18 protein-coding genes and 1 riboswitch are annotated in these 24,402 nt (G+C 70.0%); of the genes, 9 read left to right on the top strand and 9 right to left on the bottom strand.

What is annotated here, in order from left to right; all coding sequences use genetic code 11:
* Positions 1 to 25 precede the first annotated feature (25 nt).
* Both ACFO8M_RS24040 and ACFO8M_RS24035 read right to left on the bottom strand, forming a co-directional pair.
* Positions 26 to 1,498, bottom strand: coding sequence for a family 43 glycosylhydrolase (locus tag ACFO8M_RS24040; RefSeq protein WP_387980270.1), 1,473 nt, complete (start codon positions 1,496 to 1,498; stop codon positions 26 to 28).
* 28 nt (positions 1,499 to 1,526) lie between these two features.
* The gene (locus tag ACFO8M_RS24035) at positions 1,527 to 5,606 is read right to left on the bottom strand and encodes a galactose-binding domain-containing protein (RefSeq protein WP_387980268.1); all 4,080 of its coding nucleotides are present in this window, start codon (positions 5,604 to 5,606) and stop codon (positions 1,527 to 1,529) included.
* A 260-nt stretch (positions 5,607 to 5,866) separates the two neighbouring features.
* Between ACFO8M_RS24035 and ACFO8M_RS24030 the strand changes: the two genes are divergently transcribed.
* Both ACFO8M_RS24030 and ACFO8M_RS24025 read left to right on the top strand, forming a co-directional pair.
* Complete coding sequence (locus ACFO8M_RS24030; RefSeq protein WP_387980266.1) at positions 5,867 to 6,895, top strand: LacI family DNA-binding transcriptional regulator; 1,029 nt, start codon at positions 5,867 to 5,869, stop codon at positions 6,893 to 6,895.
* A gap of 163 nt (positions 6,896 to 7,058) precedes the next feature.
* On the top strand, positions 7,059 to 10,313 hold the full coding sequence (locus ACFO8M_RS24025; protein WP_387980264.1) for a phosphodiester glycosidase family protein: 3,255 nt from the start codon (positions 7,059 to 7,061) through the stop codon (positions 10,311 to 10,313).
* A 33-nt stretch (positions 10,314 to 10,346) separates the two neighbouring features.
* On the opposite strand, the gene ACFO8M_RS24020 is transcribed toward ACFO8M_RS24025, so the two are convergent.
* A complete protein-coding gene (locus ACFO8M_RS24020) occupies positions 10,347 to 10,922 on the bottom strand; it encodes a DNA-3-methyladenine glycosylase I (protein ID WP_387980262.1) in 576 nt (191 codons plus the stop codon).
* A gap of 138 nt (positions 10,923 to 11,060) precedes the next feature.
* On the opposite strand from ACFO8M_RS24020, the gene ACFO8M_RS24015 reads away from it, so the two are divergent.
* The 3 genes from ACFO8M_RS24015 (at position 11,061) to ACFO8M_RS24005 (ending at position 13,664) form a co-directional block, all read left to right on the top strand.
* Positions 11,061 to 11,705, top strand: a complete 645-nt coding sequence (locus tag ACFO8M_RS24015) for a GNAT family N-acetyltransferase (RefSeq protein ID WP_387980260.1) — start codon at positions 11,061 to 11,063, stop codon at positions 11,703 to 11,705.
* A gap of 45 nt (positions 11,706 to 11,750) precedes the next feature.
* Positions 11,751 to 12,584, top strand: coding sequence for a class I SAM-dependent methyltransferase (locus ACFO8M_RS24010; RefSeq protein WP_387980258.1), 834 nt, complete (start codon positions 11,751 to 11,753; stop codon positions 12,582 to 12,584).
* Positions 12,585 to 12,692: 108 nt separating this feature from the next.
* Positions 12,693 to 13,664: an intradiol ring-cleavage dioxygenase gene (locus tag ACFO8M_RS24005; RefSeq protein WP_387980256.1), complete on the top strand. Its 972-nt coding sequence runs from the start codon at positions 12,693 to 12,695 to the stop codon at positions 13,662 to 13,664.
* Positions 13,665 to 13,717: 53 nt separating this feature from the next.
* Here ACFO8M_RS24005 and ACFO8M_RS24000 read toward each other — a convergent pair whose 3' ends face one another.
* Together ACFO8M_RS24000 and ACFO8M_RS23995 are read right to left on the bottom strand one after the other, a co-directional pair.
* Positions 13,718 to 14,338: a VOC family protein gene (locus ACFO8M_RS24000; protein WP_387980254.1), complete on the bottom strand. Its 621-nt coding sequence runs from the start codon at positions 14,336 to 14,338 to the stop codon at positions 13,718 to 13,720.
* 55 nt (positions 14,339 to 14,393) lie between these two features.
* Positions 14,394 to 15,185, bottom strand: a complete 792-nt coding sequence (locus ACFO8M_RS23995) for a TetR/AcrR family transcriptional regulator (protein WP_387980252.1) — start codon at positions 15,183 to 15,185, stop codon at positions 14,394 to 14,396.
* 77 nt (positions 15,186 to 15,262) lie between these two features.
* On the opposite strand from ACFO8M_RS23995, the gene ACFO8M_RS23990 reads away from it, so the two are divergent.
* The 3 genes from ACFO8M_RS23990 to ACFO8M_RS23980 all read left to right on the top strand — a co-directional run bounded on the left by ACFO8M_RS23990 (position 15,263) and on the right by ACFO8M_RS23980 (position 19,235).
* Complete coding sequence (locus ACFO8M_RS23990) at positions 15,263 to 17,065, top strand: ABC transporter ATP-binding protein (protein WP_387980250.1); 1,803 nt, start codon at positions 15,263 to 15,265, stop codon at positions 17,063 to 17,065.
* A gap of 2 nt (positions 17,066 to 17,067) precedes the next feature.
* Complete coding sequence (locus tag ACFO8M_RS23985) at positions 17,068 to 18,933, top strand: ABC transporter ATP-binding protein (RefSeq protein WP_387980803.1); 1,866 nt, start codon at positions 17,068 to 17,070, stop codon at positions 18,931 to 18,933.
* An 83-nt stretch (positions 18,934 to 19,016) separates the two neighbouring features.
* Complete coding sequence (locus ACFO8M_RS23980) at positions 19,017 to 19,235, top strand: hypothetical protein (protein WP_387980248.1); 219 nt, start codon at positions 19,017 to 19,019, stop codon at positions 19,233 to 19,235.
* A gap of 174 nt (positions 19,236 to 19,409) precedes the next feature.
* Here the strand turns inward: ACFO8M_RS23980 and ACFO8M_RS23975 are convergent, their stop codons facing one another.
* A complete protein-coding gene (locus ACFO8M_RS23975) occupies positions 19,410 to 20,189 on the bottom strand; it encodes a GNAT family N-acetyltransferase (protein WP_387980246.1) in 780 nt (259 codons plus the stop codon).
* A gap of 563 nt (positions 20,190 to 20,752) precedes the next feature.
* Between ACFO8M_RS23975 and ACFO8M_RS23970 the strand changes: the two genes are divergently transcribed.
* Positions 20,753 to 21,373 (top strand): MBL fold metallo-hydrolase, encoded by a 621-nt coding sequence (locus ACFO8M_RS23970; protein WP_387980244.1) that lies wholly within the window; start codon positions 20,753 to 20,755, stop codon positions 21,371 to 21,373.
* A 28-nt stretch (positions 21,374 to 21,401) separates the two neighbouring features.
* Here ACFO8M_RS23970 and ACFO8M_RS23965 read toward each other — a convergent pair whose 3' ends face one another.
* From ACFO8M_RS23965 to ACFO8M_RS23955, 3 genes are read right to left on the bottom strand one after another with little or no spacing between them, the layout of a single operon-like run.
* A complete protein-coding gene (locus ACFO8M_RS23965; protein ID WP_387980242.1) occupies positions 21,402 to 22,202 on the bottom strand; it encodes an energy-coupling factor transporter transmembrane component T family protein in 801 nt (266 codons plus the stop codon).
* Positions 22,199 to 23,638 (bottom strand): ABC transporter ATP-binding protein, encoded by a 1,440-nt coding sequence (locus ACFO8M_RS23960; protein WP_387980240.1) that lies wholly within the window; start codon positions 23,636 to 23,638, stop codon positions 22,199 to 22,201. Before ACFO8M_RS23960 ends, ACFO8M_RS23965 begins: the two co-directional genes overlap by 4 nt.
* A 7-nt stretch (positions 23,639 to 23,645) precedes the next feature.
* A complete protein-coding gene (locus tag ACFO8M_RS23955; protein ID WP_387980238.1) occupies positions 23,646 to 24,248 on the bottom strand; it encodes an ECF transporter S component in 603 nt (200 codons plus the stop codon).
* Positions 24,249 to 24,286: 38 nt separating this feature from the next.
* Positions 24,287 to 24,389, bottom strand: a riboswitch (TPP riboswitch).
* Positions 24,390 to 24,402 lie beyond the last annotated feature (13 nt).

Below are 24,402 nucleotides of genomic sequence, written 5' to 3'. Positions count from 1 at the left end.
GCGTTCCTACGGGTGAAACGCGGATTCATCGGGCGCCTCCGGTGGTCTGGATGACCTTCTGCATCGTGCCGTCCGCATTGAAGGTCAGCTCGTCGATGGCGACCGAGCGGCGGAAGTCGCCGCCGCCGGGGGCGTCGGCGGTGTGGTAGACCATCCACCACTCGCCGCCGAACTCCATGATCGCCGGGTGGTTGGTGGTCGAGGTGACCTGGCCGAGAACGACACCGCGGTGCGTCCACGGGCCGGCCGGGCTCGAGGCGGTGGCGTACCGGATGCACGCGTACGCGGAGCTGGTGACGCAGTCCGCGCCGGCGTTCGAGGCGTACGCCATGTAGTAGGTGCCGTTGCGCTCGAACAGCCAAGGGGCCTCCCAGAAGTCGGTGAGTCCCTGCGGGGTCGTCACCGCGCTCGCGAGCGAGGTCATGTCCTGGCCCAGCTTCACCATGCGCGGCTGCCAGTAGGAACCCCAGTACATGTAGATCTGGCCGTCGTTCGCGATGTGGACCGTCGGGTCGATGTTGAGCGCCGAGGAGTTCGGAGTCGAGTCGGCGATCAGCGGGGCGCCGATCGCGTCCTCGTAGGGCCCGAGCGGGTCGTCGGCGACCGCGACGCCGATGTTCATCCAGCCGTTGTCGGTCGCGCCGTCGACGGAGACGAACCAGTAGTAGCGCCCGTCGGGGCCCTGCACCACTTCGGAGGCCCAGGCGTTGGCCCCGGCCCAGTCGAAGGTGTCGAGCGAGAGGATCGCGCCGTGCGATTCCCACGCGGCCGGGTCGTTGTCGGGCGCCTTGGAGGAGAAGGCGTGCCATTCGTTCATCACGAACGCCTCCTGGCCCGGCTGGGCCTGGTCGCGCCCGGAGAAGATGTACGCGGTGTCGCCGACGACGAGCGTGGCCGGGTCGGCCGTGTAGATGTCGGTGACGATCGGGTTGCCCGCCTGGGACGCGCCGCCTTCGCCGAAGACCTTCCATTCGAGGACGCCGACGCTGGCCGCGCCGCTGGTGATCACGGCGCGCACGGCGGTCGTGGTGACCTGCGCGAAGTCCACCGAGTTGTACTGGTTCGCGGCGGTGCCGTAGGAACCGGTGGCGCTCACGGGCTGCCATGTGCCGCCTGCCAGGTATTCGATGCGCCAGGAGGCGGGGATCCGGACGCCGCCGGGGCCGCCTTCTCCGGAGTCGTCGAAGAAGTACATGTCGGAGGAGGCGACGGTGACCGGCTGGTTCCAGGTGAGCTGCACCCACTGGGTGCCCTCTTCGGGCCAGGTGCCCCAGCGGTCGTCGGCGGTGTCGTTGGAGCGGCTCGGATTGATGCCGTCGTTGACCGCCGAGACGGTCTCCCACGGCGAGGTGTACGAGGCGGTGGGCGTGGCCGAGGTCGCGAGGTTGACCTCCTGGGCCGCGGCCGGACCGGAGGGTACGGCTGCCAGCGCCAGCGCGAGTGCTGCCGTGGCCCCGGCGGACAAGAGGGTTCGCGGTCTGAGTGCTTTGTGCTGCATGGGAAGTCTCCTAAGTGCCGGTGGGAGATCAACTGACGACGGTGACGGTGGCTTCGGCGGCGAGGGAGGTGCCGGCGATGGTGCCTTGGACGGTGAAGGTGCCCGGTTGGGCGTAGTCGGCCGGGTCGACGGCCGCCCAGGTGACATCGGTGCTCACGTTGTCCTTCGAGCCGTCGTTGTAGACGGCGGTGACGGTGGGCGGCAGCTGGGGTGCTCGACCGGCGACGGTGGTGACCGCTTCGGCTTCGAGCGCGGTGATCTCCACCTGGTCGTGGAGTCTGACGTGGACGGTGGCGTTCGCGGGGAGCGCGAGGCCGGTGACGAGGCCGCCGACTTCGACGTGCGTGGCGGGCTCGTCCAGGTCCTCGGGCGTGAGCTGCTGCCAGACGACGGGCTGTTCGACGCGGGTGCCGTCGGCGTACACGCAGGTCACCGTGGATGGTAGGTCGGGCACGGTGCCGACGATGGTCGGCTGGTGCACGGCCCTGACCTCTTCGGGCGCTTCGGCGAAGGTCTTCCATTCGAGGATGCCGACGCTGGCGGCGCCGCTCTGCAGGACCGCGCGCATGCCGGTGGTGGTCACGGGGTCGAAGGTCACCTGGTTGTACTGGTCGGCGGCGGTGCCGTAGGCGCCGTCGGCGGCGACGTCCTTCCATGTCTCGCCGTCGCGGTACTGGATCCTCCAGGAGGCGGGGACTTGCACGCCGCCGCCGTCGTCGAGGAAGTACATGTCGCTCGCGTTGACGCGAACCGGTGTGTCCCAATCCAACTGGACCCATTGCTCGCCGGTCTCGGGCCAGGTGCCCCAGCGAGGGTTGTTGCCGTCGTTGGAGCGCGGCGGGTCGATGCCGTCGTTGACGGCGGTGACGTTCTCCCAGGAAGAGGTGTAGGAGGCGGTCGGTGTCGCGTAGAGGGCCGCGTTGGTGCGGTCGTCGGGTTCGGCGATCACCACGTCCACGGTGGAGGCGGCTTCGGCGGCGCCGTCGTCCGCGGCGAGCTGGAGCGTGTAGGTGCCCGGTTCGGTGAAGGTGGCGACGGTGGTCGAGGCGGCGGCGTCCTCGAAGACGACTGAGCCGGGACCTTCGACCTTGGACCACTGGGAGGTGACGGTGCCGTCGAGCGGCAGGCCGTCGTCCTTCACGGAGCCGGTGAGGAGCGCCTGCATCGGCTGACGGAAGTGGAGGTCCTGTCTCGCGAGTGCGTACGGCGCGACGTTCTCCGGTGGTGCGGCGTCGTGGCCGCTCTGCACCACTTGGACTTCCTTGAGTCCGGTGGCGTGGCCGTCCTGGTGGTCCATGAGGATCCGGATGCGGTCGGTGCTGACCCCCGGGAACTGCACGAGGTTGTAGTTGGCCTGCGGTATCGCGGGGGTCTTGGCCTGGTCCTCGACGGTGACCCAGTCGGTGCCGTCGTGGTACTGGATTTGGTAGACGGCGGGTTCGGCGAGTCCGTCGACAGTTCTGTCGCGGTAGAAGTAGAGCCGGGCCTCATCCACCGTGACCGTGCCGCCGAGGTCCACTTCGTACCAGTCGGTTTCGTCGCCGGACCCGGCGCTGGACCAGTAGGGGGCGTTGACGGTGGTGCCGTCCACGGCGCCTTCGACACTGCTGCCGGTCGCAGTGTGGGAGGCGGTCGCCGTCTGGCCTTCGGCGAGGTTCTCGGCGTCGCCTTCGAGGTCGGCGCCGGCCTTGGCGAACACGTCGACCACGCGGCCGTCGAGTTCGACGTCCTCGGGGGCCGAGAGCTCCTTGATCCTCTTGGTCTTGAGGACGTTGCCGCCTTCGGCCAGGTCGATCTGGCCGGTGTTCGGGTCCCAGACGGCCGGTACGAGGCTGTCGAGGGTGAAGGCGCGCTTGCCGTCGAGGTAGACGGAGTAGCCCTCGGGGACGCCGGGGTAGTGGACGGTGCCGTCACCGGGCTCGTCCCAGACGATGGTCAGGTCCGAGTCGCGGTAGCGGAGGTTGTCGACGGTGAAGTGGTCCCAGCCGATGTCGATCGGGGAGAGCTCGATCTTGTCGTCGGTGCGGGGCCGCAGGCCAGCCACGTCCTCCACATAGGTCCAGATGCTGGAGCCGAGGGTGGTGTGGTGGATCCAGGATCGGTAGTCGATGCTCTCGTTGCCGGCGTTCCAGTCGGCCCAGAACTCGTTCGAGTCCGGCCAGGCGGTGTCACCGCCGATGTATGTGGACCAGGCGTTCCAATACAGGAGCTTCTTGTAGTCCTCTGCGGTGATGGAGTCCTGGTCGTAGTCGCGGATCGCCGAGGAGAAGAGCCGGAACTGGACGGTGGAGTTGATCTGGGAGAAGTTGTTCGAGCCGGGGTTGCCCTGCTCGGCGGCCTCTTCCTTGTCGGCCTGGTTGGCGGTGTAGAAGGGGAACACCGGGTACTGGGCCGGGTCTTCGAACAGGCGCAGGGCGTCGGTGTACTGGGCCTCGTTCGGGATGGCGCCCACGGAGAACGGGTAGTAGTTGTTGATCTCCTTCCACGGCACGTGGTCGCCGGATTCGACGTGCACGTGCTCGAAGAGCTGCGTTTCGGGATTCCAGAGCACGTCGGTGAGCGCGGCCTGGATGTTCTCGGCGAGGGTGCGCATCTCGGCGGCCTTGGCGGTGTCGCCGATGAGCTCGTAGGCCTCGGCGGCGGCCATCGCGCCGGAGTACTGGTAGGCGGATTCGGCGCGGTCGAGGTCGCCTTCGCGCCAGTGGAAGGAGACGGCGTCGGCGTCGTTGCCGGTCATCGCGCCCCAGTCGTACTCGATGAGGTAGTTGTCGTTCGAGTCGAAGGTCTCGAGCTGGCCCTTCACATCGCCTTCGGCGTAGCGGGCCAGGTTCTCCACGACCTCCTCAGGGCCGCCGTGGATCTGGTAGGAGCGCCAGGCCGCCTCGGCGATGTACTGGGTGTAGGAGTTCGACCAGTTCTCGGGGTCGCCGGGGTTGTCCATGAAGCGGCCGCCCTTCGAGGTCTCGCCGGTGGAGACCCAGGGGCCGTAGGAGTACGCGGGGTCGCGCAGGTACTTCAGGTCGTCGATGAACATCGGCACGGTGAGGGCGATGGCGTTGTTGTAGCCGGTGACGCCCTCGATGGAGGTGGGGAACTGGAAGTCGTTGCCCGGGATGTCCGCGTCGAGGTAGTTGTAGCGCATCAGCCACCAGCGGTAGTAGATGAACTTCTTGTGGGCCTCGTCGGGGACGTCGAAGTAGGGGAGGTTGTCGGCCCACCACTGGTTGTAGGTCCGCACGTGGGTGGCGAAGGCGTCAGCAGGGTCCAGGGCCCGGTAGGCCTCGTACTCGTCGCTCGATGCCGGGAGCTCGGTGGCGATCATGCCGAGCTGGACCTTGAAGGTGGCCGATTCGCCTTGGGCGAGTTCGAGTTCACCGGTGAGGCCGCCGTCCTCGGGGGCCAGGCCCGAGCCGGAGAGGCGCGGGAAGACGGTGGTGAGGCGCTCGCCGCGGGAGTTCTGGACGTCGAGCACGCCGGTGAGTTCGTCTCCCGATGCCTGCCAGGCGAAGTCGGAGTCGACGCGGATCGGCACGGCGGCGGCGGGTCCGTCGTTCTCGACCGTCACGTTGGCGACCGCGACGTTGTCGTCGGTGATGAACTTCTGCACTTCAGCGGTGAGGTCGCCGCCCTCGTGCACGCTGGTCCAGTGGCTCGGCGTCTGGCGGCGCCGGTCCGCGACCTCGGTGAACTCGCCGTCGCCGATGTCGATCGTGAAGCCGTCGGTGTTCGAGGCGCGGTCGAAGAACGGGTCGTAGTAGGCGAGTTCGCCGCCGAAGCCGATCACCTCGGGGTCGTGGACGCGCATGAGCAGCGCCCGGCCGCGGGTCATGAGCCACTGGTCGCCCGCCGGGTCGTCGCCCTCGCGGGCGAGGAGGCGGTCCATCCAGAAGTCGGTGCCGTCGGCTTCGGCCTCGAACATGGCCGGCATCATGCCGCCCACGTCGTACGGCACGGGTTCATCGGGGACGGCGTCGCCGCCGGTGAACTCGGGGTAGCCGATGGTCTGCTGGGCCGCCGCGGGTCCGGCCGCGCCGACCACGAGTCCGGCTGCGAGGGCTGCTGAGGCGGCGGTGGCGAGGAGTCGGGTGGACGTGGGGCGATGCACCATTTGCGTGCCTCCGGAAAGGATGCGGGGGTGTGCCGGGGCACCGAAAGGATCCGAAAACCTTTTCGGCCATTGCGTCGAAACCGATGCTATGGGCCGCGGCAGGGCGATGTCAATGCATCGATTACCGTGAATTGAAATATTACTGATGGCCGAAAGCCGGTTCGGCAAAGTTTCGGCCGGTCGGCTACAGTCGAGCCAGCCCGGAGGAACACCGGCCGCCCCACCCGCGGTCCCGGTCCGGGCCGACCCAAGGAGGACGAGTGGCCCGAACCCCCGCGCCGCGCGGCACGCGCGCCACCACACTGTCCGATGTGGCCCGCCTGGCGGGCGTCTCCGTGGCCACGGCCTCGAAGGCGCTCAACGGCCGCAACCACGTGCACGCCCAGACCCGCGAACGGGTGCTGGAGGCCGCCGCGCAGCTCTCCTTCTCCCCCAACTCGCTCGCCCGCGGACTGCTCGCCGGCCGCACCGGCACCGTCGGACTCCTGACCTCGGACCTGGTGGGCCGCTTCAGCCTCCCGATCCTCATGGGCGCCGAGGACGCGTTCGGCGCGGGCCAGGTCTCGGTGTTCCTGTGCGATGCGCGCGGCGACGCGATCCGCGAACGCCACCACGTGCAGGCCCTCCTGAGCCGCCGCGTGGACGGCCTCATCGTGGTCGGCTCCTCCACCGATCCGCGCCCGCCGCTGGCCGACTCCGTCGACGTGCCGGTCGTGTACGTCTACGCGCCTTCGGAGAACCCCGAGCACCTCTCGATCGTGCCCGACAACGTGAACGCCGGCCGGATGGCCGTCGAGCACCTCGTCGCCTGCGGCCGCACCCGGATCGCCCACATCAGCGGCGACCGCCACTACAGCGCCGCGCGCGACCGCGCGGCGGGCGCGCAGGCGGCCCTCGACGCGGCCGGACTCGAACTCGTCGGCGAAGTCGCTTACGGCGCTTGGGAAGAGGGCTGGGGCCGGGCCGCGGCCGGGATGCTGCTCGACCGCGAGCCCGAGGTCGACGCCGTGCTGTGCGGCTCCGACCAGGTCGCCCGCGGCGTGCTCGACACACTCCGCGAACGGGGCCGCCGCATCCCCGAGGACGTGGCGGTCATGGGCTTCGACAACTGGGACGTCCTCGCCACCGGCGCCAGGCCGCAGCTCACCAGTGTGGACATGAACCTCGAAGAGCTCGGCCGCGCCGCCGCCCGGGCCCTGTTCGAGGCCATCGACGCCGAGCACGGCCTCGGCGTCCACACCGTCCAGTGCCGTGTCGTCGTCAGGGGCTCCACCGCTTCCGCCGGGTGAGAACCGCGATCTCGCGTTCTGGGTGGACGACCCCTGGAGGCATGACCGCGGTTCGCGCAGAATTTGGCGATTATTTTCATGTTAGAGACTACCCGTGTAACTGATTTTCATGGGATCTTGGGAAGGCCCCTGCACGCCACTCCCCCGAAGGCCAGGTTCCATCGTGCGCACGACCCCTTGGCTCGCCGCGGCCGTCCTCGCCGCGACGCTCGCCGCCCCGCCCGCGAACGCCCAAGAGGCGAGCGGCGACTCGATCCCCGTCGACTCGGGCGCCTCGACCCTCGCGCCCGGCGTCGACCTCGAATCCTTCGACCGCTGGGAGGACCAGGGCTGGATCCGCGGCGACGCGGCCGTCATCGACCTCACCGCCGAGGTGCGGGCCGAATACCTCTCCCCCGGAACGGTCGCCGCCGCCGAGCCCGTCCGCGAGCAGCTCGACGGCCTCAAGGGCGCAGTCCTGGCATTCAACGCCGACTTCTTCGACATCAACGACACCGGTGGCGCCGAAGGCGTCGCGATCGCGGACGGCGAGCTCGTCAAGTCCGCGGCCACCGGATCATCCAATGTGATCGGCTTCGACGCCGACGGGACGGCCTCGATCCAGTCGATCGGATTCACCGGGACGGCGACCACCGACACGGCCGCGCTCGACCTCCACGGCCTCAACACCACCGCCCTGCCCGCCGGAGCCATCGGCGTGTACGACGCCGACTGGGGCGACGCGAGCCGCGCCCGGGTCGCCGACGGCGCCACCGAGCTGGCCGAAGTCCACATTGCCGACGGCATCGTCACAGCCGTCACCGATGCGCCGCAAGAAGGCGCGATCGCCGAGGGCACGGTCACGCTCGTCGGCCGCGAGGCCGGCGCCCAGGCCCTCGACCGGCTGCAGGTCGGCGACCAGGTCGCGGTCGACTACGCCGCCGTCCCCCAAGGCGACCTTCCCGAGACCGCCGTCTCCGGCCGACAGATCCTCTTGCAGGACGGCGCGATCGTGCCGCACGCCGACCAGGCCCGCCACCCGCGCACCGCCGTCGGCGTCTCCGAGGACGGCCGCCGGCTCTTCGTCCTCACCGTGGACGGCCGCCAAGCCGCCAGCGGCGGCTACACCCTCCAAGAGACCGCCGAGCAGCTCCTCGTCATGGGCGCCCACAGCGCCCTCAACCTCGACGGCGGCGGCTCCTCCACGCTCATCGCCCGCGCCCCCGGCGCCGGCGACCTCGTCACCGTCAACAGCCCCTCCGACAACACCGAACGCGCCGTGGGGAACGGCCTCGCGTTCACCGTCCCCGCCGGCGACGGCGAGCCCGCGGGATTCGCGGTCGCCCCGCAAGCGCCCTTCAAACCCGGCGCGATCGACGGCGCCGACTACGACCGGGTCTTCCCCGGCCTGACCCGGCCGCTGTCCGTGGCCGCCTATGACGGCGCGTACGGGCCCGCTGAAGCCGACCCGAACTGGCAGACCTCCCCGTCCCGTCTCGGCTGGGTCGACGACGACGCGGTCTTCCACGCCCGCAACCGCTCCGGCACCGCCACCGTGACCGCGAAGGACGGCGACGCCGAAGGCTCGACCGAACTCACGGTCCTCGGCCCCCTGGCCGGACTCGAACCCTCCCAACGGCTCCTGTCACTCCCCGACGTCGCAGCCTCCGCGACCTTCCAGCTCCTCGGGGCCGACGCCGCGGGCTTCACCGCGCCCATCGACCCCGGCGACGTCGCCCTCGCCTACGACGACAGCCTCTTCACGATCGCACCGGACGGCCTCGGCGGCTTCACCGTCACCGCTAAGGCCACCGGATCAGGCACCGTCGAACTCGAGGTCAGCGGACTCACCACCGCGCTCGCCGTCACCGTCGGCCTTGAAGAGAGCGCCGTCGCCGACTTCGGCGATGCCGCACAGTGGACGTTCTCGACGGCCCGCGCGACCGGCTCGATGGCGCCCGCGCCCGGCCACGACGGCGACGGCCTCGCCCTCACCTACGACTTCACCCAGTCCACCGCCACCCGCGCCGCCTACGCCCGGCCGCCCGCCGACATCCCCGTCGAGGGCCAGCCGCAGCGGTTCGGCATGTGGATCGAAGCCGAGGGCGACGGCGAGTGGCCCTCCTTGCAGCTCAAGGACGCCAACGGAACCGACGTGGTCCTCCGCGGCGCCCACCTCAATGAACCGGGTTGGAACCGGGTCGAGTTCGCGGTCCCGGACGGCGTGAACTATCCGGTCTCGGTGTACCGCTTCTACGTCGCCGAGACCCGCGCGACCGCCTCCTACCACGGTTCGATCACCATCAGCGACCTCGTCGCGTACACCGCTCCCGATGTCGCTATCCCGAGCGCCGAACCCGCGGCCGACCCGCTGGTCGCCGGGGACTTGGACGGCGCCGACTGGACCTTCGCGGTCATGTCGGACGCGCAGTTCACCGCCGAGAACCCCGACGGCCCCATCGTCACCTCGGCCCGCCGCACCCTCCGCGAGATCAAGGCATCCGACGCCGAAATCCTCGTGATCAACGGCGACCTCGTCGACGAATGCGAGAGCGACGACCTGGCCCTCGCGGAACGGATCCTCGACGAAGAGCTCGGCGACGACCTCGACTGGGTGTACGTGCCGGGCAACCACGAGGCCATGGGCTGCACCGTGGACGACTGGTCGGCGGTCTTCGGGCCCGCTTATCGGACCTTCGACCGCGGCGGCACCCGCTTCATCACCCTCGACACGTCCGGCCTCACCGTCGCCAAGGGCGGCTGGGAGCAGATCCTCATGCTGCGCAACGCCCTCGACGAGGCCGCCGCCGACCCCGATGTCGACTCGGTCGCCGTCGTCGCGCACGTCCCGACGAACGACAAGAGCCCGCAGCAGGCGAGCCAGTTGGGCGACCGGCTCGAGGCCGAGGTGATCGAGGAGTGGCTCACCGGCTTCGAGACCGGCAGCGGCAAGGAAGCCGTCTACATCGGAGCGCATGCGGGCTACTTCGACGCCTCCCGCGTCGACGGCGTCTCCTACTGGGTCAACGGCAACTCCGGCAAGGCCCCTTCCAGCCCGCCCGAGGACGGCGGCTTCATCGGCTGGACCGAGTTCGGCATCGGCGCCTCAGGCCAGGAATGGCTCACCGCGCAGGTCCGGCCCCAGGTCGACGAGCTGACGGTGAACGCCCCCGACCTCGCGCCCGGCGCCACGGTCCTTGTCGAAGCCGAACTGGCCCAAGCGGGTTCGACCATCCCGGTCGTCTACCCGATGGGCGTGGAGTGGTCCGGATCGAACGTCCACATCGGCGAGCACCCGCCGGGGCCGCTCAACTGGTGGCGCTTCGACGCCTGGTTCGACCCCGAGACCCGCGAACTGCGCGCCTGGCGCACCGGCACGGTCGAGCTGACCGCCGCGGTCAACGGCGTCGAGGCCACCCGAACGATCACGATCGCCTGAACGCCCGGAGCCGGTCGGAAGGTTGGACGCCCGCTACGAACGCACGGGGACGTGGCAGTCGGCGAGGTGGTCGTCGACCATGCCGATCGCCTGCATCATCGCGTAGGCCGTGGTCGGGCCCACGAACTTGAAGCCGTGCTTCTTGAGCGCCTTCGACAGAGCGGTCGACTCGGCGGTCACGGCGGGCACGTCGGCGATCCGCTTCGGACGCTCGCGCGGCTCGGGCGCGAAGGACCACACCAGGTCGCTGAGGCCGCCGTCCAGTCGGGCGGCGGCCTTCGCGTTCGCGATGGTCGCCGCGATCTTCAAGCGGTTGCGCACGATGCCGGCGTCCTCCAGGAGCCGTGCGGCGTCGTCGTCGGTGTAAGCGGCGACCTTCGCGATGCGGAAGCCGTCGAAGGCCTTGCGGAACGCCTCGCGTTTGCGGAGGATCACCAGCCACGACAGGCCGGACTGGAAGGCCTCCAGGCTGACCCGCTCGAAGAGGGCGTCATCGCCGCGGATCGGGCGGCCCCACTCGAGGTCGTGGTAGTCCCGGTAGATCTCGGGCGCCGTGCCCCAGGGGCATCGCGCCAGGCCATCGCCATCGAACTCCACGGTATCGCTCACCGTTCACTCCCCTGCCTCGTGCGAACCGCCCGAGCGTACGCGCCGCCACCGACAGTCCCACATCGCCGGATCCCCCTAGCTTATTGCAAGTATCTTGCAATAGAGTGGTCGCGTACCCGACACCCCTTGAGGAGCCGCATGTCCACGCCCCACGCGATCCCCGAACTCGTCATGGCCTGGGGCGGCGGACGCGCCGTCTCGCGGCTCACCGCACCGCCGACGCCCGTCGAGGGCGGGTTCGAGGTCGCCGTGGGCCGACCCAGTCTCGAGGTCCGCCAGGTCTTCCACACCTACACCCCCGCGTCCCTCGCCGAAGCGGCCGAGCGCCTCTCGGTGCCGGGGCGCCAGCTCATGATCGCCGGACCGACGGCGCTGCTGCGCGAATCGGTGCCGTCGACGTGGACCATGGACGAGGCCGGGCACCTCATGGCGACCGAGTTCGCGCCCACCCGGTTCACCGTCCCGGAGGGCTACCGCCTGAGCGTCGAGACCGAAGAGGACCTCACCGTGGCGCGGGTCCACTACTTCACGGGCGACCTGGCCGCATCGGCCCGCCTCGGCCGGTCCGGCGAGTTCGGCGTCTTCGACAAGGTCATCACGAGCCCGGCCCACCAGCGCCGCGGCCTGGGCTCCACCATGATGCGGGCGCTGTCGAACCACGCGCTCGGGCTCGGCATGGCCTGGGGGCTCCTCGTCGGCAGCGACGAGGGCCGCGCCCTCTACGAGCACCTCGGCTGGGATCTCGTCGCCGACTTCCCCGGAGCGCGCAGCAAGGGAGATTGAGCAAACCGCTTGCCGCCCAGCCGGCCCGCTGCGAAAGTGGTGCCCATGACAAGTGGATCAGAGCACTCCGAGGAATGGATCGCGGCCAACCGGGCGATGTGGGACGAGCGCGTCCCGCTGCACGCCGCCAGCGCCCTGTACGACCAGGACGGGTTCCGCGCCGGGCGTGACGAGATCCGCGGTTTCGAGGCGGCTGAAGTCGGCGACGTGACGGGCAAGCGGCTCCTGCACCTGCAGTGCCACATGGGGCAGGACACGCTCTCGTGGGCCCGGCGGGGCGCCGCGAAGGTGGTGGGGCTGGACTTCTCCGAGCCCGCCGTCGCGGTCGCACGGAGTCTGGCGGCCGACATCGGGCTGGCCGACCGCGCCGAGTTCGTGGTCTCGGACGTGTACGAGGCCGCGGCGGCGCTGCCGGACAAGGACTACGACATCGTCTACACGGGCATCGGGGCGCTGTACTGGCTGCCGGACATCCGGCGCTGGGCCGAGACGGCCGCTTCGCTGGTCGCGCCGGGCGGGTTCCTGTACTTGACCGAGTTCCACCCGTTTCTGAACGTCTTCAGCTGGGACAACGCCACCGAGGTCAAGGAGGACTACTTCCGCGCAGAACCGCTGGTGACGGACGAGCCGGGCTCGTACGTCGATTTCGAGGCGGAGACGGTCGACAATCTCAGCTTCGCGCGGTTGCACACCTTGGGCGACATCGTCTCGGCGATCTGCGGGGCCGGGCTCCGGCTCGAGTTCCTGCACGAGCACGACATGACGGTGTTCCAGCAGTTTCCCGAGCTGGTGCAGGGCGAGGACGGCATGTTCCGGCTTCCCGAGGAGCGGCCGCGGCTGCCGCTGATGTACTCGTTGAAGGCGTCGCGTCCCCTGTGATCCCTCAAGTGCCCTTTTTCTCCGAGGTTTCTTTGACATCGTTCCGAGATTCGCCGGTGGTTCCGGCCGCAGACTTCGGTGGACGAACTGCCAGAGAGGGGAAAAACGGTGGGGACGAAGCAGCAGGAGACGCTGACCTATGAGGGTCGCCCGTACGCGAAGCAGGATGAGGAGCTGGTCGACCAGGGCCTGCAATTCGACATCGGGACGCTGATGAGCCGGCGCGGGGTGCTCTTCGCCGGCGGCGCGGTCGCGGCGGTGGGTCTGGCGGCGTGCACCACGTCCACCGATCCCGCGAGTGAGACCACCACCGGCGGCACGGACGCCGCCGCGGATCTGACCGAGATTCCGGAGGAGACTGCGGGCCCGTACCCGGGCGACGGTTCGAACGGGGTCGACGTCCTCGAGGAGAGCGGCATCGTGCGCAGCGACATCCGCTCGAGCTTCGGCGACAGCACGACCACGGCCGAGGGCGTGCCGATGACCCTCGAACTCACGATCTACGACATGGCGAACGGCAACGCGGCCTTCGAGGGTGTGGCCGTCTACGCCTGGCACTGCACCAACAACGGCGAGTACTCGATGTACTCGGAGGGCCTGGAGAACGAGAACTTCCTCCGCGGTGTGCAGGTCGCCGACTCGAACGGCGTCGTGACCTTCACGAGCATTTTCCCTGGCTGCTATTCGGGACGCTGGCCGCACATCCACTTCGAGGTGTACCCGGACGAGGCGTCGATCACCGACTCGGCGAACGCCATCGCGACCTCACAGGTGGCGCTGCCGCAGGAGACCTGCGACCTGGTGTACGCCGAAGAGGGCTATGAGGACTCGGTCGGGAACCTCGCGCAGATCACGCTCGAATCCGACAACGTGTTCAGCGACGACTCCGGGGCGTCCCAGCTCGCGGCGGCGAGCGGCGACGTCTCCAGCGGATTCGTGATCACCCTGCCGGTGGGCGTGGACACGTCGACCGAGGCCGGCGGCGGCGGTGCTGCACCGTCCGGTGGCGGCGGTGGCGGCGGCGAAGCCCCGGGCGGGAGCGAGATGCCTTCGGGCGAGCCGCCGTCGAACAACGGCTAGCACCACGCGAAAGGCCGCTTCCGTATCGGAAGCGGCCTTTCGCGTGCGTGGGTTCAGTGCAGCACCACGAGCCCGGTTTCGCCGAAGAGCGTGGCGGCCAGGGAGGGGCGGTTCCCGGCTTTGACGGGGAGCTTCGCGCCGACCGCCGCGATCTGCGGTTCGACCCGCTCCGGGTGGGGGTGGACGCCTTCGAGGCCCACGAGCGGCACCACCGGGAGGTTCACGGACGGGTGGACGGCCTGGCCCCAGTCGATGAGGAAGGGGACGAGGCCGGTGCGGCCGCGTTCGATGTCGAGGGTGAGCCGCCACGAGAGCTGCTCGCCGCTGGGGGTCTGGCGCGACATCGCGCGGGGTTCGCCCGGGTCGTGCCCGGCTTCGCGGGCGGCCCCGACTGCGGCGTCGATGTCCTGCACGCGGACGGCCCAGGTCGCGAGGCGGGCTTCGGTGAGGCCGTCGATGCCGAAGGGGCGCGGCCCTTCCGGCTCGCCCTGCTCCGGGTCGGGGCCGATGATCTCGAGATAGCCGCCCTCGCCGAGGCCGAGCAGGAAGTTCCTGGTGCCCAGGCCCAGGTGGACGCCACCGGGGGCCGGTCGGGTCCCGGTGAGTCGCGTGACTTCCGCGACGGTGGCGGCGAGGTCCGGTGTGGCGAGGACGAGGTGGTCGAGTGAGGACATAGGCCGCAGTTTAGTCACCGTGCGCCACTGGCATAACGGGTGCCGCGGTCTCGTTTCAGCGCCGGTCAGGGTCGGTGAGGGCCTCGAGGACCTCGTTGCCGGTTTCGGCGAGCGCCCGTTCGGTCGCCTCGCGGACTTCGGACTCGCCGTGCAGGTAGTCGAAGCGGCAGCCGTCGGGGCCGTACGCGGCGTCGGGTGCGGGCGGTTCGGTCTCGCGCCGCATGAGGTCGCCGATGCCGTGCTCGAGCAGCCCGAAGGCGTGGTGGGCGGCGTTCACCGCGGCGAGGCGGATGTCGTCGATCGGGTCGCCGGCCAGCAGGCGCCGGACGTTGACCTCGACGAGGATGTGCTGGGTGTGCAGCAGCTGGGAGGCGACCAGGCGCGAGGTGAGTTCGGAGTTGCCCTCCTCGATGAGGGCCGAGGCGAGCTGCACCGAGGCCTGGCGGCGGTAGTCCATGGCGCTGATGCGCAGGGACGGGGTGGCCATGATGAGGTGCTGGACCCGCAGGAACACGGGGTTGTCGCTCAGGCCGACCTGCGGCGCGCTCCGGTCCAGCAGGTGGAGGTAGTGCTCGCACAGGGCCCCGTGCGGGGTCTGGCCGCGCCGGCGCTCGCGCACGATCCGGGCGGCGTCGCCGGTGTGGTGCTTCATGCCGCCGATGACGAGGTCTTCCTTGGCCGGGAAGTAGTTGAACACCGTGGCCTTGGAGACCTCGGCCGCCGCGGCGATCTCGGCCACGGACACGTTCTCGAAACCGCGTTCCTCGAACAGGTCGAGGGCGGTCTTCCTCAAAAGCTCCCACGTCGCGTTCTTCTTGCGCTCTCGCAGGCCGGTGCGTTGCTCCACCCTTTTACTGTACCAGACCAAAATATGAACCGGGAAAAAATTTGTACCCGGTCCAAATCTACGTTATGCTCGTCCGCATGACAGGAAAACCACCCGCACCCCCGGCCCCGAAAGCGGGCCCTGACGAGGAGGCCTCACCCGAAGGCTCGATCATCCGGCTCCTCGCCGAATACCTCCGGCCCCACCGCCGGAACCTCACCCTCACCGTCGTCCTCCAGATCCTCGGCACCCTCGCGTCCCTGTACGTGCCCACCCTCAACGCCGACCTCGTCAACCACGGCGTCGCCACCGGCGACACCGACTACGTCCTGCGCCACGGCGCGATCATGCTCGCCGTCACCCTCGTGCAGATCACCGCTTCCGGCTTCGCCGTCTACTTCGGCGCCAAGACCGCCATGGCCCTCGGCCGCGACCTCCGCGCCGACCTCTTCGCCCAAGTGCAGCGCTTCTCCGCCGCCGAGATGGACCGCTTCGGCGCGCCCTCCCTCATCACCCGCGCCACCAACGACATCACGCAGATCGTCACCATGCTCGTCATGGGACTCACCCTGCTCCTGACCGCGCCCATCGCCGCCATCGGCGGCCTCGCGCTGGCCCTGAGCCTCGACGTCCCGATGACCGGCGTGCTCCTCGCGGCCCTCCCCGTCGTGGCCGTCGTCATCTACAGCATCGTCGTCGCCATGATCCCGGCCAGCCGCGTCATGCAGCGCTGCATCGACGGCATCAACCGCGTCATGCGCGAGCACATCACCGGCATCCGGGTCATCCGCGCGTTCGCCCGCGACGGCCACGAGCAGCGCCGCTTCTCCGAGGCCAACACCGAACTCACCGATGCCGCCCTCAAAGTCGGCCGCGTGCAGGCCTTCTTCGGCGCCACCGCCATGGCCTTCGGCAACCTCACCTCGATCGCCATCGTCTGGCTCGGCGCCGGACGCATCGCCGACGGCACCATGCAGATCGGCGACCTCATCGCCTTCCTCACCTATGCCGGCATGATCCTCGGCGCCGTCATGATGTCCATGGGCGTGTTCATGATGGCCCCGCGCGCCAAAGTCGCCACCGGCCGTATCCGCGAAGTCCTCGACACGAAGCCGGGCATCGTGAACCCGGCCGAGCCGGTCACCGAACTCGCCGGACTCGGCGAACTCGACCTCAAGGGCGTCAGCTTCCGCTACGCCGGCGCCGAAGAACCCGTTCTCGGCGACGTCGACCTCATCGCCAGGCCGGGCCAGACCACCGCCGTCATCGGCTCCACCGGCGCGGGCAAGACCACCCTGCTCCACCTCATCCCCCGCCTGTTCGACGTCGACGCCGGCGCGATCCGCGTCGACGGCGTCGACGTCCGCGACATGGACCGGGCCCTCATCGCCCGCACCATCGGACTGGTCCCCCAGCGCGCCTACCTGTTCTCCGGCACCGTCGCCTCCAACCTCCGCTACGGCGACCCCGACGCCGACGACACCGCGCTCTGGCACGCCCTCGAGACCGCCCAGGCCGCCGACTTCGTGCGCGCCATGCCGAACGGCCTCGACACCGTCATCGGCCAAGGCGGCACCACCGTCTCCGGCGGCCAGCGCCAACGCCTGGCCATCGCCCGCACCCTCGTGGCCCGCCCCAAGGTCTACCTCTTCGACGACTCGTTCTCCGCGCTCGACACCGCCACCGACGCCGCCCTGCGGGCCGCGCTCGCCACCGACATCGCCGACGCCGCGCAGGTGATCGTGGCCCAACGGGTCTCGACCATCCGCGACGCCGACCGCATCGTCGTGCTCGACGCCGGGCGCGTGGTCGGCACCGGCACCCACGAGGAACTCCTCGCCGGCAACGCCGTGTACGCCGAGATCGTCAATTCCCAACTCACCCTTCAGGAGGCGCTGTGACCATGATGGGAGTCAGGCCGGGCGCACCGGCCTCGACCAAGGCCGAGGACTTCCGCGGCACCGTCCGCCGCATCCTCGCACTGCTGCGGCGCAACCCCTTGCGCCTCGCCTCGGTGGTCGGCTTCGGCGTGCTCATGGTCGCCGGCATGCTGTCCATCCCCACGGTCCTCGGACGCGCCACCGACCTCGTGATCGCGGGCGCGACCGCCGGAGGCCTGGACTTCGGGGCTTTGGCGCGCCTGCTCGGGCTCGCGGTGGCGCTGGCGTTCGCGACGTTCACGATCACGGTGTTCAACGGCCGCACCATCGCGAAGCTCGCGCAGGAGATGGCGTTCGAGCTGCGTGCGGACGCGGACCGCAAGGTCTCCTCGCTCCCGTTGCGGTACTTCGACTCCCGTTCGCGGGGCGAGGTGCTCTCGCGGGTCACCAACGACATCGACAACCTGACCCAGACGGTGGGGCAGGTGACCCAGCGGATCGTGCAGGGCCTGCTGTTCCTCGTCGGCGTGCCGATCATGATGCTCACGATCTCGCCGCTGCTCACCTTGGTGGTGCTCTTGACGATGCCGCTCACGGTGCTGGCCACGCGGATGATCGGCAAGCGAAGCCAGCCGCGGTTCGCCAAGCAGTGGGCGACCACGGGCAAGCTGAACGGGCACATCGAGGAGATGATCACCGGCCACCAGCTGGTGACCCTGTTCGGACGCCAGGCCCAGGGCGCGGCCCGGTTCAAGCGCGACAACGAGGAGCTGTACGACAACACCGTGCGCGCCCAGTGGGTGGCGGGGCTGCTCGGCCCGGCCATGGCGTTCCTGGGTTCGGTCACGTACGTGCTCGTGGCCGTGGTCGGCGGGCTCCAAGTGGCCGCGGCAGTGCTCACCTTCGGGCAGATCCAGGCGTTCATCCAGTACACCGGCCAGTTCTCGAACCCGTTGAACATGCTGGCGGGCATGTTCGGCCAAGTGCAGTCGGCCGTCGCCTCGGGCGAGCGGGTCTTCGAGTTCCTCGACGCCGAGGAGCAGTCGCCCGACCCCGAGTCCGCCGACGCCCCACTGGAAGCGGCCAACGGCGCCGCTCCCGCAGACGCCAGATTCGGCGGCAGGGCCTTCAAGGGCACGGTCGCCTTCGAGGACGTCTCGTTCCGGTACCTGGAGGACGAGCCGCTCATCGAGCACCTGTGGCTCTCGGCCGAACCGGGCCAGACGGTGGCGATCGTGGGCCCCACCGGCGCGGGCAAGACCACCCTCGTCAACCTGCTCATGCGCTTCTACGACCTGGACGCGGGCCGGATCACCGTGGACGGCGTCGACATCTCGAGCGTGGAGCGCGAGCGCCTGCGGCGGCGCATCGGCATGGTCCTGCAGGACACGTGGCTGTTCGATGGCACCATCGCCGAGAACATCGCCTACGGCAAACCGGACGCGACCCGCGAGGAGGTCGTGGCGGCCGCTTCGGCGGCGCACGCGGACCACTTCATCAGGACCCTCCCGGACGGCTACGACACCGTGGTCGGCGCCGAGGAGGGGAGCCTGAGCGCCGGGGAGCGCCAGCTGGTGACGATCGCGCGGGCGTTCCTCATCGACCCGTCGATCCTGATCCTCGACGAGGCGACGAGCTCGGTGGACACCCGCACCGAGATGCTCGTCCAGCAGGGCATGGTCGCACTCCGGCAGGGCCGCACGAGTTTCGTGATCGCCCACCGCCTCTCCACGATCCGCGACGCTGACGTCATCGTGGTGATGGAGCACGGCCAAGTGGTCGAGCAGGGCGACCACGAAGAACTCCTGGCCTCGGGCGGCGCCTACGCCCGCCTCTACGAGGCCCAGTTCGCCCAGCCGGCGATCGGAGAAGCACCGGCCGGCGCCTGAGGGCGCGAGGCCAGCGGGAAAGGCCGGAAACCAGGACCCGCGAGACCGGTGGGCCGGGGCGTGCGCCCCGGCCCATCTCCTCCGTGCCACTTCAGCAGTCGCTCCGCGACGCCGATACGGCCTATAAGGACTTCTTCGCCACTCGCAACGGGAAGCGTCAGGGCCGCAAGGCGGGTCCGCCGCAGTTCAAGAAGCGGACGCACCGGCAGTCCGCACGGTTCACGCGCCATGCCGGGTTCCGCGTGCTCGATGACGGCAGGCCACGGCTCCTCAAGATCGGGGATCTGAAAGTCGCCCGGTAACGCAAACTCCCTGCGATGCTTCGAGTGTCACATTGACCAGGAAGCCGTCGGGGAAGGACTTCGTCTCCTTCGTAGTCCCTGCCGGAGGCGACGCCATAAAGCAACCGTGAAGCGGCTCCACTACCGGCGACAACTCACCCTCACAGCATGAAACTCGAACCATCAACTGGAGTATCAGCCGATCCGGCGCAGGTCCCGCACCTCGGGTCGGGGCTGGAATCCGGCCGCTCGATAGGTGGCGACCGCTGCGGCGTTGGCGCCTTCGGCGCACACGGTCGCGCTGGACGCACCCATGTCACGCAGGGCCGCAGCGGCGGCGACCGCAATCGCCTTGCCGTAACCGCGTCCATGGTGGTTACTGTGCACGCCAAGGGGTTCGACCAGGCCAGGCCTGCCCGGACCCGCCGACCACACGGTCGTGGCCGCGACCGCGGCACCCTGGTCGTCGTACCCGACCAGGCATCGGGCGTTCGCGTACGGTGTCCCGGCGGCCATGGCCCGCCACCGCTCCGCGTCGAACTTCGACCCCTTGAAGGCCCCGCGGTGCACCGCGACCCGTTCCTCGACCCGCTCGGCTCCGACCACCTCGATCCGCAGGCCGCCGTCCGCCACGGGTTCGCTCAGGTCCCGCACCATCGGGATCCACGGCTCGTCCGGTACCCAGCCGTCCTCTTGCAGCGCCTCGCGGAACCGGCCGCCCCAGAGCGCTTCGACATTGGCCGCGTCCGCCGACAGGACGCCGCGCTCGGGCCGCGTCACGTCCTCTGCCATCTGCCGGGCGAGCGCGTCGTCCTCCTGCGCTTCCGGCGCCACGGCCAACCGCACGAGGTCAGGGCCGTCGATGAGGCCGACGCCCATGATCCGGCCGTCGCGGCGCCATATGCGCAACGCCGCCGCGGTCTTCTCCGGACCGAACTGCCAGTAGAACCCGACGTCCCCCGAGTGCAGCTGCATCGGGGAGCCTTCCCGCCGCCACTCCGCCAGCGCGCGAACAACCTCGTCCAGGTCGCCAGGACCCGGTGTACTCAACACGATAGACATCCCGTGATCAAACACGGTCGCACCCGACGCGTCCAACGATTTGCACCGGGCGGCCGCAAAACGGCCCCGCCACCGGCGACAGCACCCGCTCACCACAGGAAACCGAAACTCAGACCAGGATCATTCGCGAGAACCAAGCGGTGTTCGTGGAGTCGTTGCCGGTATCGGGGTTGTCGCGGAGCCGGTCGGCGAAGTCGATGCACGACACCTCGTTGGGAAAGTCCCTGCGGACCCTGGAGTCGAAATGCGAACGATACGGTCGCGGTGTCGTCGCCGTCGATCGTTGGTTTCCCTCGACCCGGTTGTGCTCAGTGCGTGAAAGGCCAAGCTGAACTCGCTGTGCGGCGATGGGCGTATCCGTGCGGGGCGAGACATGGCCGGGATGCCGATGCAGCGACCACTGCCGCGAGGCAGGTGGATCACCGAAAGGTGGGCATTCCCGCCATGCAAAGCGGGGAGGATGTCAAGGTGAACGTATGCGACTCACCAAGTTCGGCCATGCGTGCATCCGGTTCGACACCGACGACGGCGCCTTCGTGATCGACCCCGGGGTCTTCTCCGATCCCGCGGCTCTGGACGGTGTGGACGCCGTGTTCATCACCCACCAGCACGCCGACCACTGCAACGATCCCGAGCTGCGCAACCTCCTCGAAGACCGGCCCGACACGCGGATCTACGGCCCCGAGTCGCTCTCCGAAGTCCTCGGGAACCTCCCGTTCACGACGGTGAGCGCGGGCGATGCGATCCCCGTGGCGGGAACCGAAGTCAAGGTCGTCGGCAAGCGGCACGCCGTCATCCACCCGGACATCCCGGTGGTCCCGAACGTCGGCTACCTGGTCGACGGCGTCTTCCACCCCGGCGACGCGTTCACGGTCCCCGACGAGCCGGTGCGGGTCCTGTTCGCGCCGGTGTCAGCACCTTGGCTGAAGCTTTCGGAGTGCGTCGACTTCATCCGCGCGGTCGACGCGCCGGTCGTGCACCCGATCCACGACGCCATCCTGAGCAAGGACGGCATCACCATCGTCGACCGCAACCTCGTCAACCTCATCGGCGCCCGGTTCCAGCGCATCGCGGACGGCGACACCGTCACCATCTGAGACCGCAAGGGCCCGAAGCGACCGCCGCTCAGGCGAAGACCGTGAAGAGGCCATAAGCGACGCTGACCGCGACCGCGGTCGCGCACACCACCAGTGCCGCCGCGATCAGGACCCAGTCCGCCGCGTGCATCCGCTGCTCTCTCGCATGGGTTCTCGGGATCTCCGAATCGAATCCGCGCGCGTCCATCGCCGCCGCCAGCCGCCCGGCGCGGCGGATGGCGCCGACGAGCAGGGCGAACATGGTCGAGGCGAACAGGCGCACGCGCCGCAGCGGGTTCCATCCGCCTTCCAGGCCCCTCGCGCGGCGGGCGCTGGTGATCTGCCGCCATTCGGCGCCGAGCAGCGGCAGCAGCCGCAGGGCGGCCAGCGCTCCGATGGTGAACCGGGCGGGGGCGTGCAACTGCTGCGTCAACGCGTCGGCCAGGTCGGTCGGGTCGGTGGTCGCGAATCCCAGGACCCCCGCGGTGGCGGCCACGCAGACGCGCAGGCCGATCGCCGTGCCGTCGATCAGCGCGCCGGTGCTGATCTCCAGGGGGCCGAGGTCGATGAGGAGGCGGCCGGTCTGCTCGGCGGCGAAGATCGCGTTGACGGCCACCACGGTCGAAGCGGCGAGCCACAGCCAGCGGAGCCGGATGGCCAACGCGCCCAGGCGGATGCCGGTGAACGGGAGGACCGCGAGGAGTGCGGCGAGCAGGAGCAGCGGGGTGAGCCAGTCGGCGGCGACGAGCGCGGTGGTCGAGACGGCGGCGACCGCGGCGAGCTTCGCCACCGGGTTGGCACGGGCGATGGGTGCTCGGGCGTCGCAGACGGACGCGAGGGCCATGGTCATCGGCGGCGCTCCTCGACGATGCGGCCGGCACCCAGGACGAGTTCGCGGTCGGCGAGGGCCGCGGCGAAGTCGCGGTCGTGGGTGACGGCGAGGAGCGCGGTGCCCTCGTCGCGGATGTCGGCGGTGAGGTCGACCAGTTCGCCCCAGGTCCGGCGGTCCTGGCCGAAGGTGGGCTCGTCGAGCAGGAGCACTTGGGGCGCTGCCGCGAGTGCCCCGGCGACCGAGAGGCGGCGGGCCTCGCCGCCCGAGAGCGTGTGGGGGTTCGCGTTGGCCAAGGGCGCCAGACGGAGCCGCTCGAGCAGTTCGGCGACGCGGGCTTCGATCCGGGCCTTCGGCCAGCCTGCCTGGCGCGGCCCGAAGGCGAGTTCGTCATGCACTGTGGGCGTGACGAACTGGTGCTCGGGGTCTTGGAAGACCGAGCCGACGCGCGTTGCCAGGCGCCGTGCGGGGAGCCGGTGGAGCGGCCGCGGCTCGCCGGGGACCGTGGAGCGGCCGCCGGTGGGCCGCACGAGCCCGCCGGCCAGGAGCGCCAATGTGGATTTGCCGGAGCCGTTGGGTCCGGTGACGGCGAGCAGTTCGCCTTGACGCAGTTCGAAGGAGACGCCGTCGAGGGCGGGCCGGCCGGTCCCGGGGTGGGTGAGGGCGAGCGCTTCGCCGCGCAGCGCCACCTCCCCCGCGTCCCGGGACGGGTGCGTCGGGAGCGGCACTCCGGGGACCCAGACGCCTTGGGCGGCAAGGTGCTCGCCGTGTTCGGCGAGGACCGCTTCAGCGGGACCGTCGGCGAGGAGGCTGCCGCCGGGGCCGAGGGCGATGACGCGGTCCACCAGGTCGAGGATCTCGGCGACACGGTGCTCGACGACGATCAGCGTCGCCTCGGTCTCGGCCAGCGCGGCCCGCAGGGCCTCGCGGACGTCTTGGGCGCCTTCGGGGTCGAGGTTCGCCGTGGGCTCGTCGAGGAGGATCAGGTCGGGGCGGCGGGCCAGGACGCCGGCGAACGCGAGGCGCTGCTGCTCGCCCCCGGAGAGGGCGTGCGTGGAGCGGTCGACGCCGTAGGGGAAGCCGACCGCTTCGAGGGCCTCGTGGACCAGCGGCCAGATGCGACTGGGCGGCACGGCCTGGTTCTCGAGGCCGAAGGCGACGTCGTCGCCGCTGCGGGCCATGACGAGCTGCGTCTCGGGGTCCTGGAAGAGGATGCCGACGCGGTCGCGCTGGTCGGCGGCGGGCTTGCCGTCGATGAGGACTTCGCCGTCCTGCTCGCCGGAATCCTCGGTGAGGAGACCGGCGAGCGCGGCGAGCAGGGTGGACTTGCCCGACCCGGAGGGGCCGAGCAGGAGCACCCGCTCGCCGGGCTCGATGCGCAGGTCGACGCCCGTGACCGCCTGGGCGCGGCGTCCGGCGTGGCGCCAGGCGAAGCCGCGGAACTCGACCGGGATCATGGCTGCGTCAGATCCGGGCCCGTTCGCGGCCGGCGGGGAACCGGTCGAGGACGCCGGTGGGGAGCATGGCCTTGACGAGGGCCTTGGAGCCGAGACCGGCGACGATGGCACCGGAGAGCATCGCGAAGGCGATGTAGGGGACCTTGTACGCCCAGAGGTCGTAGGTCGGGTAGTAGGCGATGACGTCGAAGAGCGTGGCGGCGAAGCAGGCGAGCGCGCCGGAGGCGACGGCCGTCAGGGTGCCGTAGCGGCGGTACCGCCCGGCTGCGAACGCGAGTTCGCCGCCGAGGCCTTGGACGAGGCCCTGGTAGACGACGAAGAGGCCCCAGATGGAGCCGAGGAGGGCGGAGACGGTGGCGGCGAGGGCCTCGGTGAGCAGGCCGGCGCCGGCGCGGCGGACGATGAGCGGGGCGAGGACGGCGGGGATCAGCCAGACGCCGTAGAGGATGCCTTTGAGCGGGGGCAGGAACGCGAGGGTCGGCTCGAGGCCGGCCCAGACGAAGTTCCAGGCCCAGAAGACGACGCCGAAGGCGACGGCGATGACGGCGCAGGTGAGGATGTCGACGGTGCGCCAGCGGGCGGAGGCTGCAAGGGCGGTGCTGTCGGGCATGGGCATGCCTTTCACGAGAATCATGGACACGGCGCGACAGCGGTCGACGAACGACTTCCTACGCCGGTATTACCCGGATCAGGTTTGAGGGTCTGCGGTCGGTTCCGCACTCTCAGCCAATCGGCTCCCCTGTCTCCTCCGACGTTAACACCAG

Source organism: Glycomyces rhizosphaerae (genome assembly GCF_042647865.1).
Lineage (GTDB): Bacteria > Actinomycetota > Actinomycetes > Mycobacteriales > Micromonosporaceae > Glycomyces > Glycomyces rhizosphaerae.
Note: the sequence above shows the minus strand (reverse complement) of the source record. Positions and strands in the feature narration are given on the sequence as shown.

What these genes read in the sequence shown, in the direction of transcription:
- ACFO8M_RS24000 (WP_387980254.1), bottom strand. Translation starts at nt 14,338, where the DNA reads ATGTCCTCACTCGACCACCTCGTCCTCGCCACACCGGACCTCGCCGCC.
- ACFO8M_RS23955 (WP_387980238.1), bottom strand. Translation starts at nt 24,248, where the DNA reads ATGCCCGACAGCACCGCCCTTGCAGCCTCCGCCCGCTGGCGCACCGTC.
- ACFO8M_RS23960 (WP_387980240.1), bottom strand. Translation starts at nt 23,638, where the DNA reads ATGATCCCGGTCGAGTTCCGCGGCTTCGCCTGGCGCCACGCCGGACGC.
- ACFO8M_RS23970 (WP_387980244.1), top strand. Translation starts at nt 20,753, where the DNA reads ATGCGACTCACCAAGTTCGGCCATGCGTGCATCCGGTTCGACACCGAC.
- ACFO8M_RS24035 (WP_387980268.1), bottom strand. Translation starts at nt 5,606, where the DNA reads ATGGTGCATCGCCCCACGTCCACCCGACTCCTCGCCACCGCCGCCTCA.
- ACFO8M_RS24010 (WP_387980258.1), top strand. Translation starts at nt 11,751, where the DNA reads ATGACAAGTGGATCAGAGCACTCCGAGGAATGGATCGCGGCCAACCGG.
- ACFO8M_RS23990 (WP_387980250.1), top strand. Translation starts at nt 15,263, where the DNA reads ATGACAGGAAAACCACCCGCACCCCCGGCCCCGAAAGCGGGCCCTGAC.
- ACFO8M_RS23965 (WP_387980242.1), bottom strand. Translation starts at nt 22,202, where the DNA reads ATGACCATGGCCCTCGCGTCCGTCTGCGACGCCCGAGCACCCATCGCC.
- ACFO8M_RS24040 (WP_387980270.1), bottom strand. Translation starts at nt 1,498, where the DNA reads ATGCAGCACAAAGCACTCAGACCGCGAACCCTCTTGTCCGCCGGGGCC.
- ACFO8M_RS23985 (WP_387980803.1), top strand. Translation starts at nt 17,068, where the DNA reads ATGATGGGAGTCAGGCCGGGCGCACCGGCCTCGACCAAGGCCGAGGAC.
- ACFO8M_RS23975 (WP_387980246.1), bottom strand. Translation starts at nt 20,189, where the DNA reads ATGCAGCTGCACTCGGGGGACGTCGGGTTCTACTGGCAGTTCGGTCCG.
- ACFO8M_RS24015 (WP_387980260.1), top strand. Translation starts at nt 11,061, where the DNA reads ATGTCCACGCCCCACGCGATCCCCGAACTCGTCATGGCCTGGGGCGGC.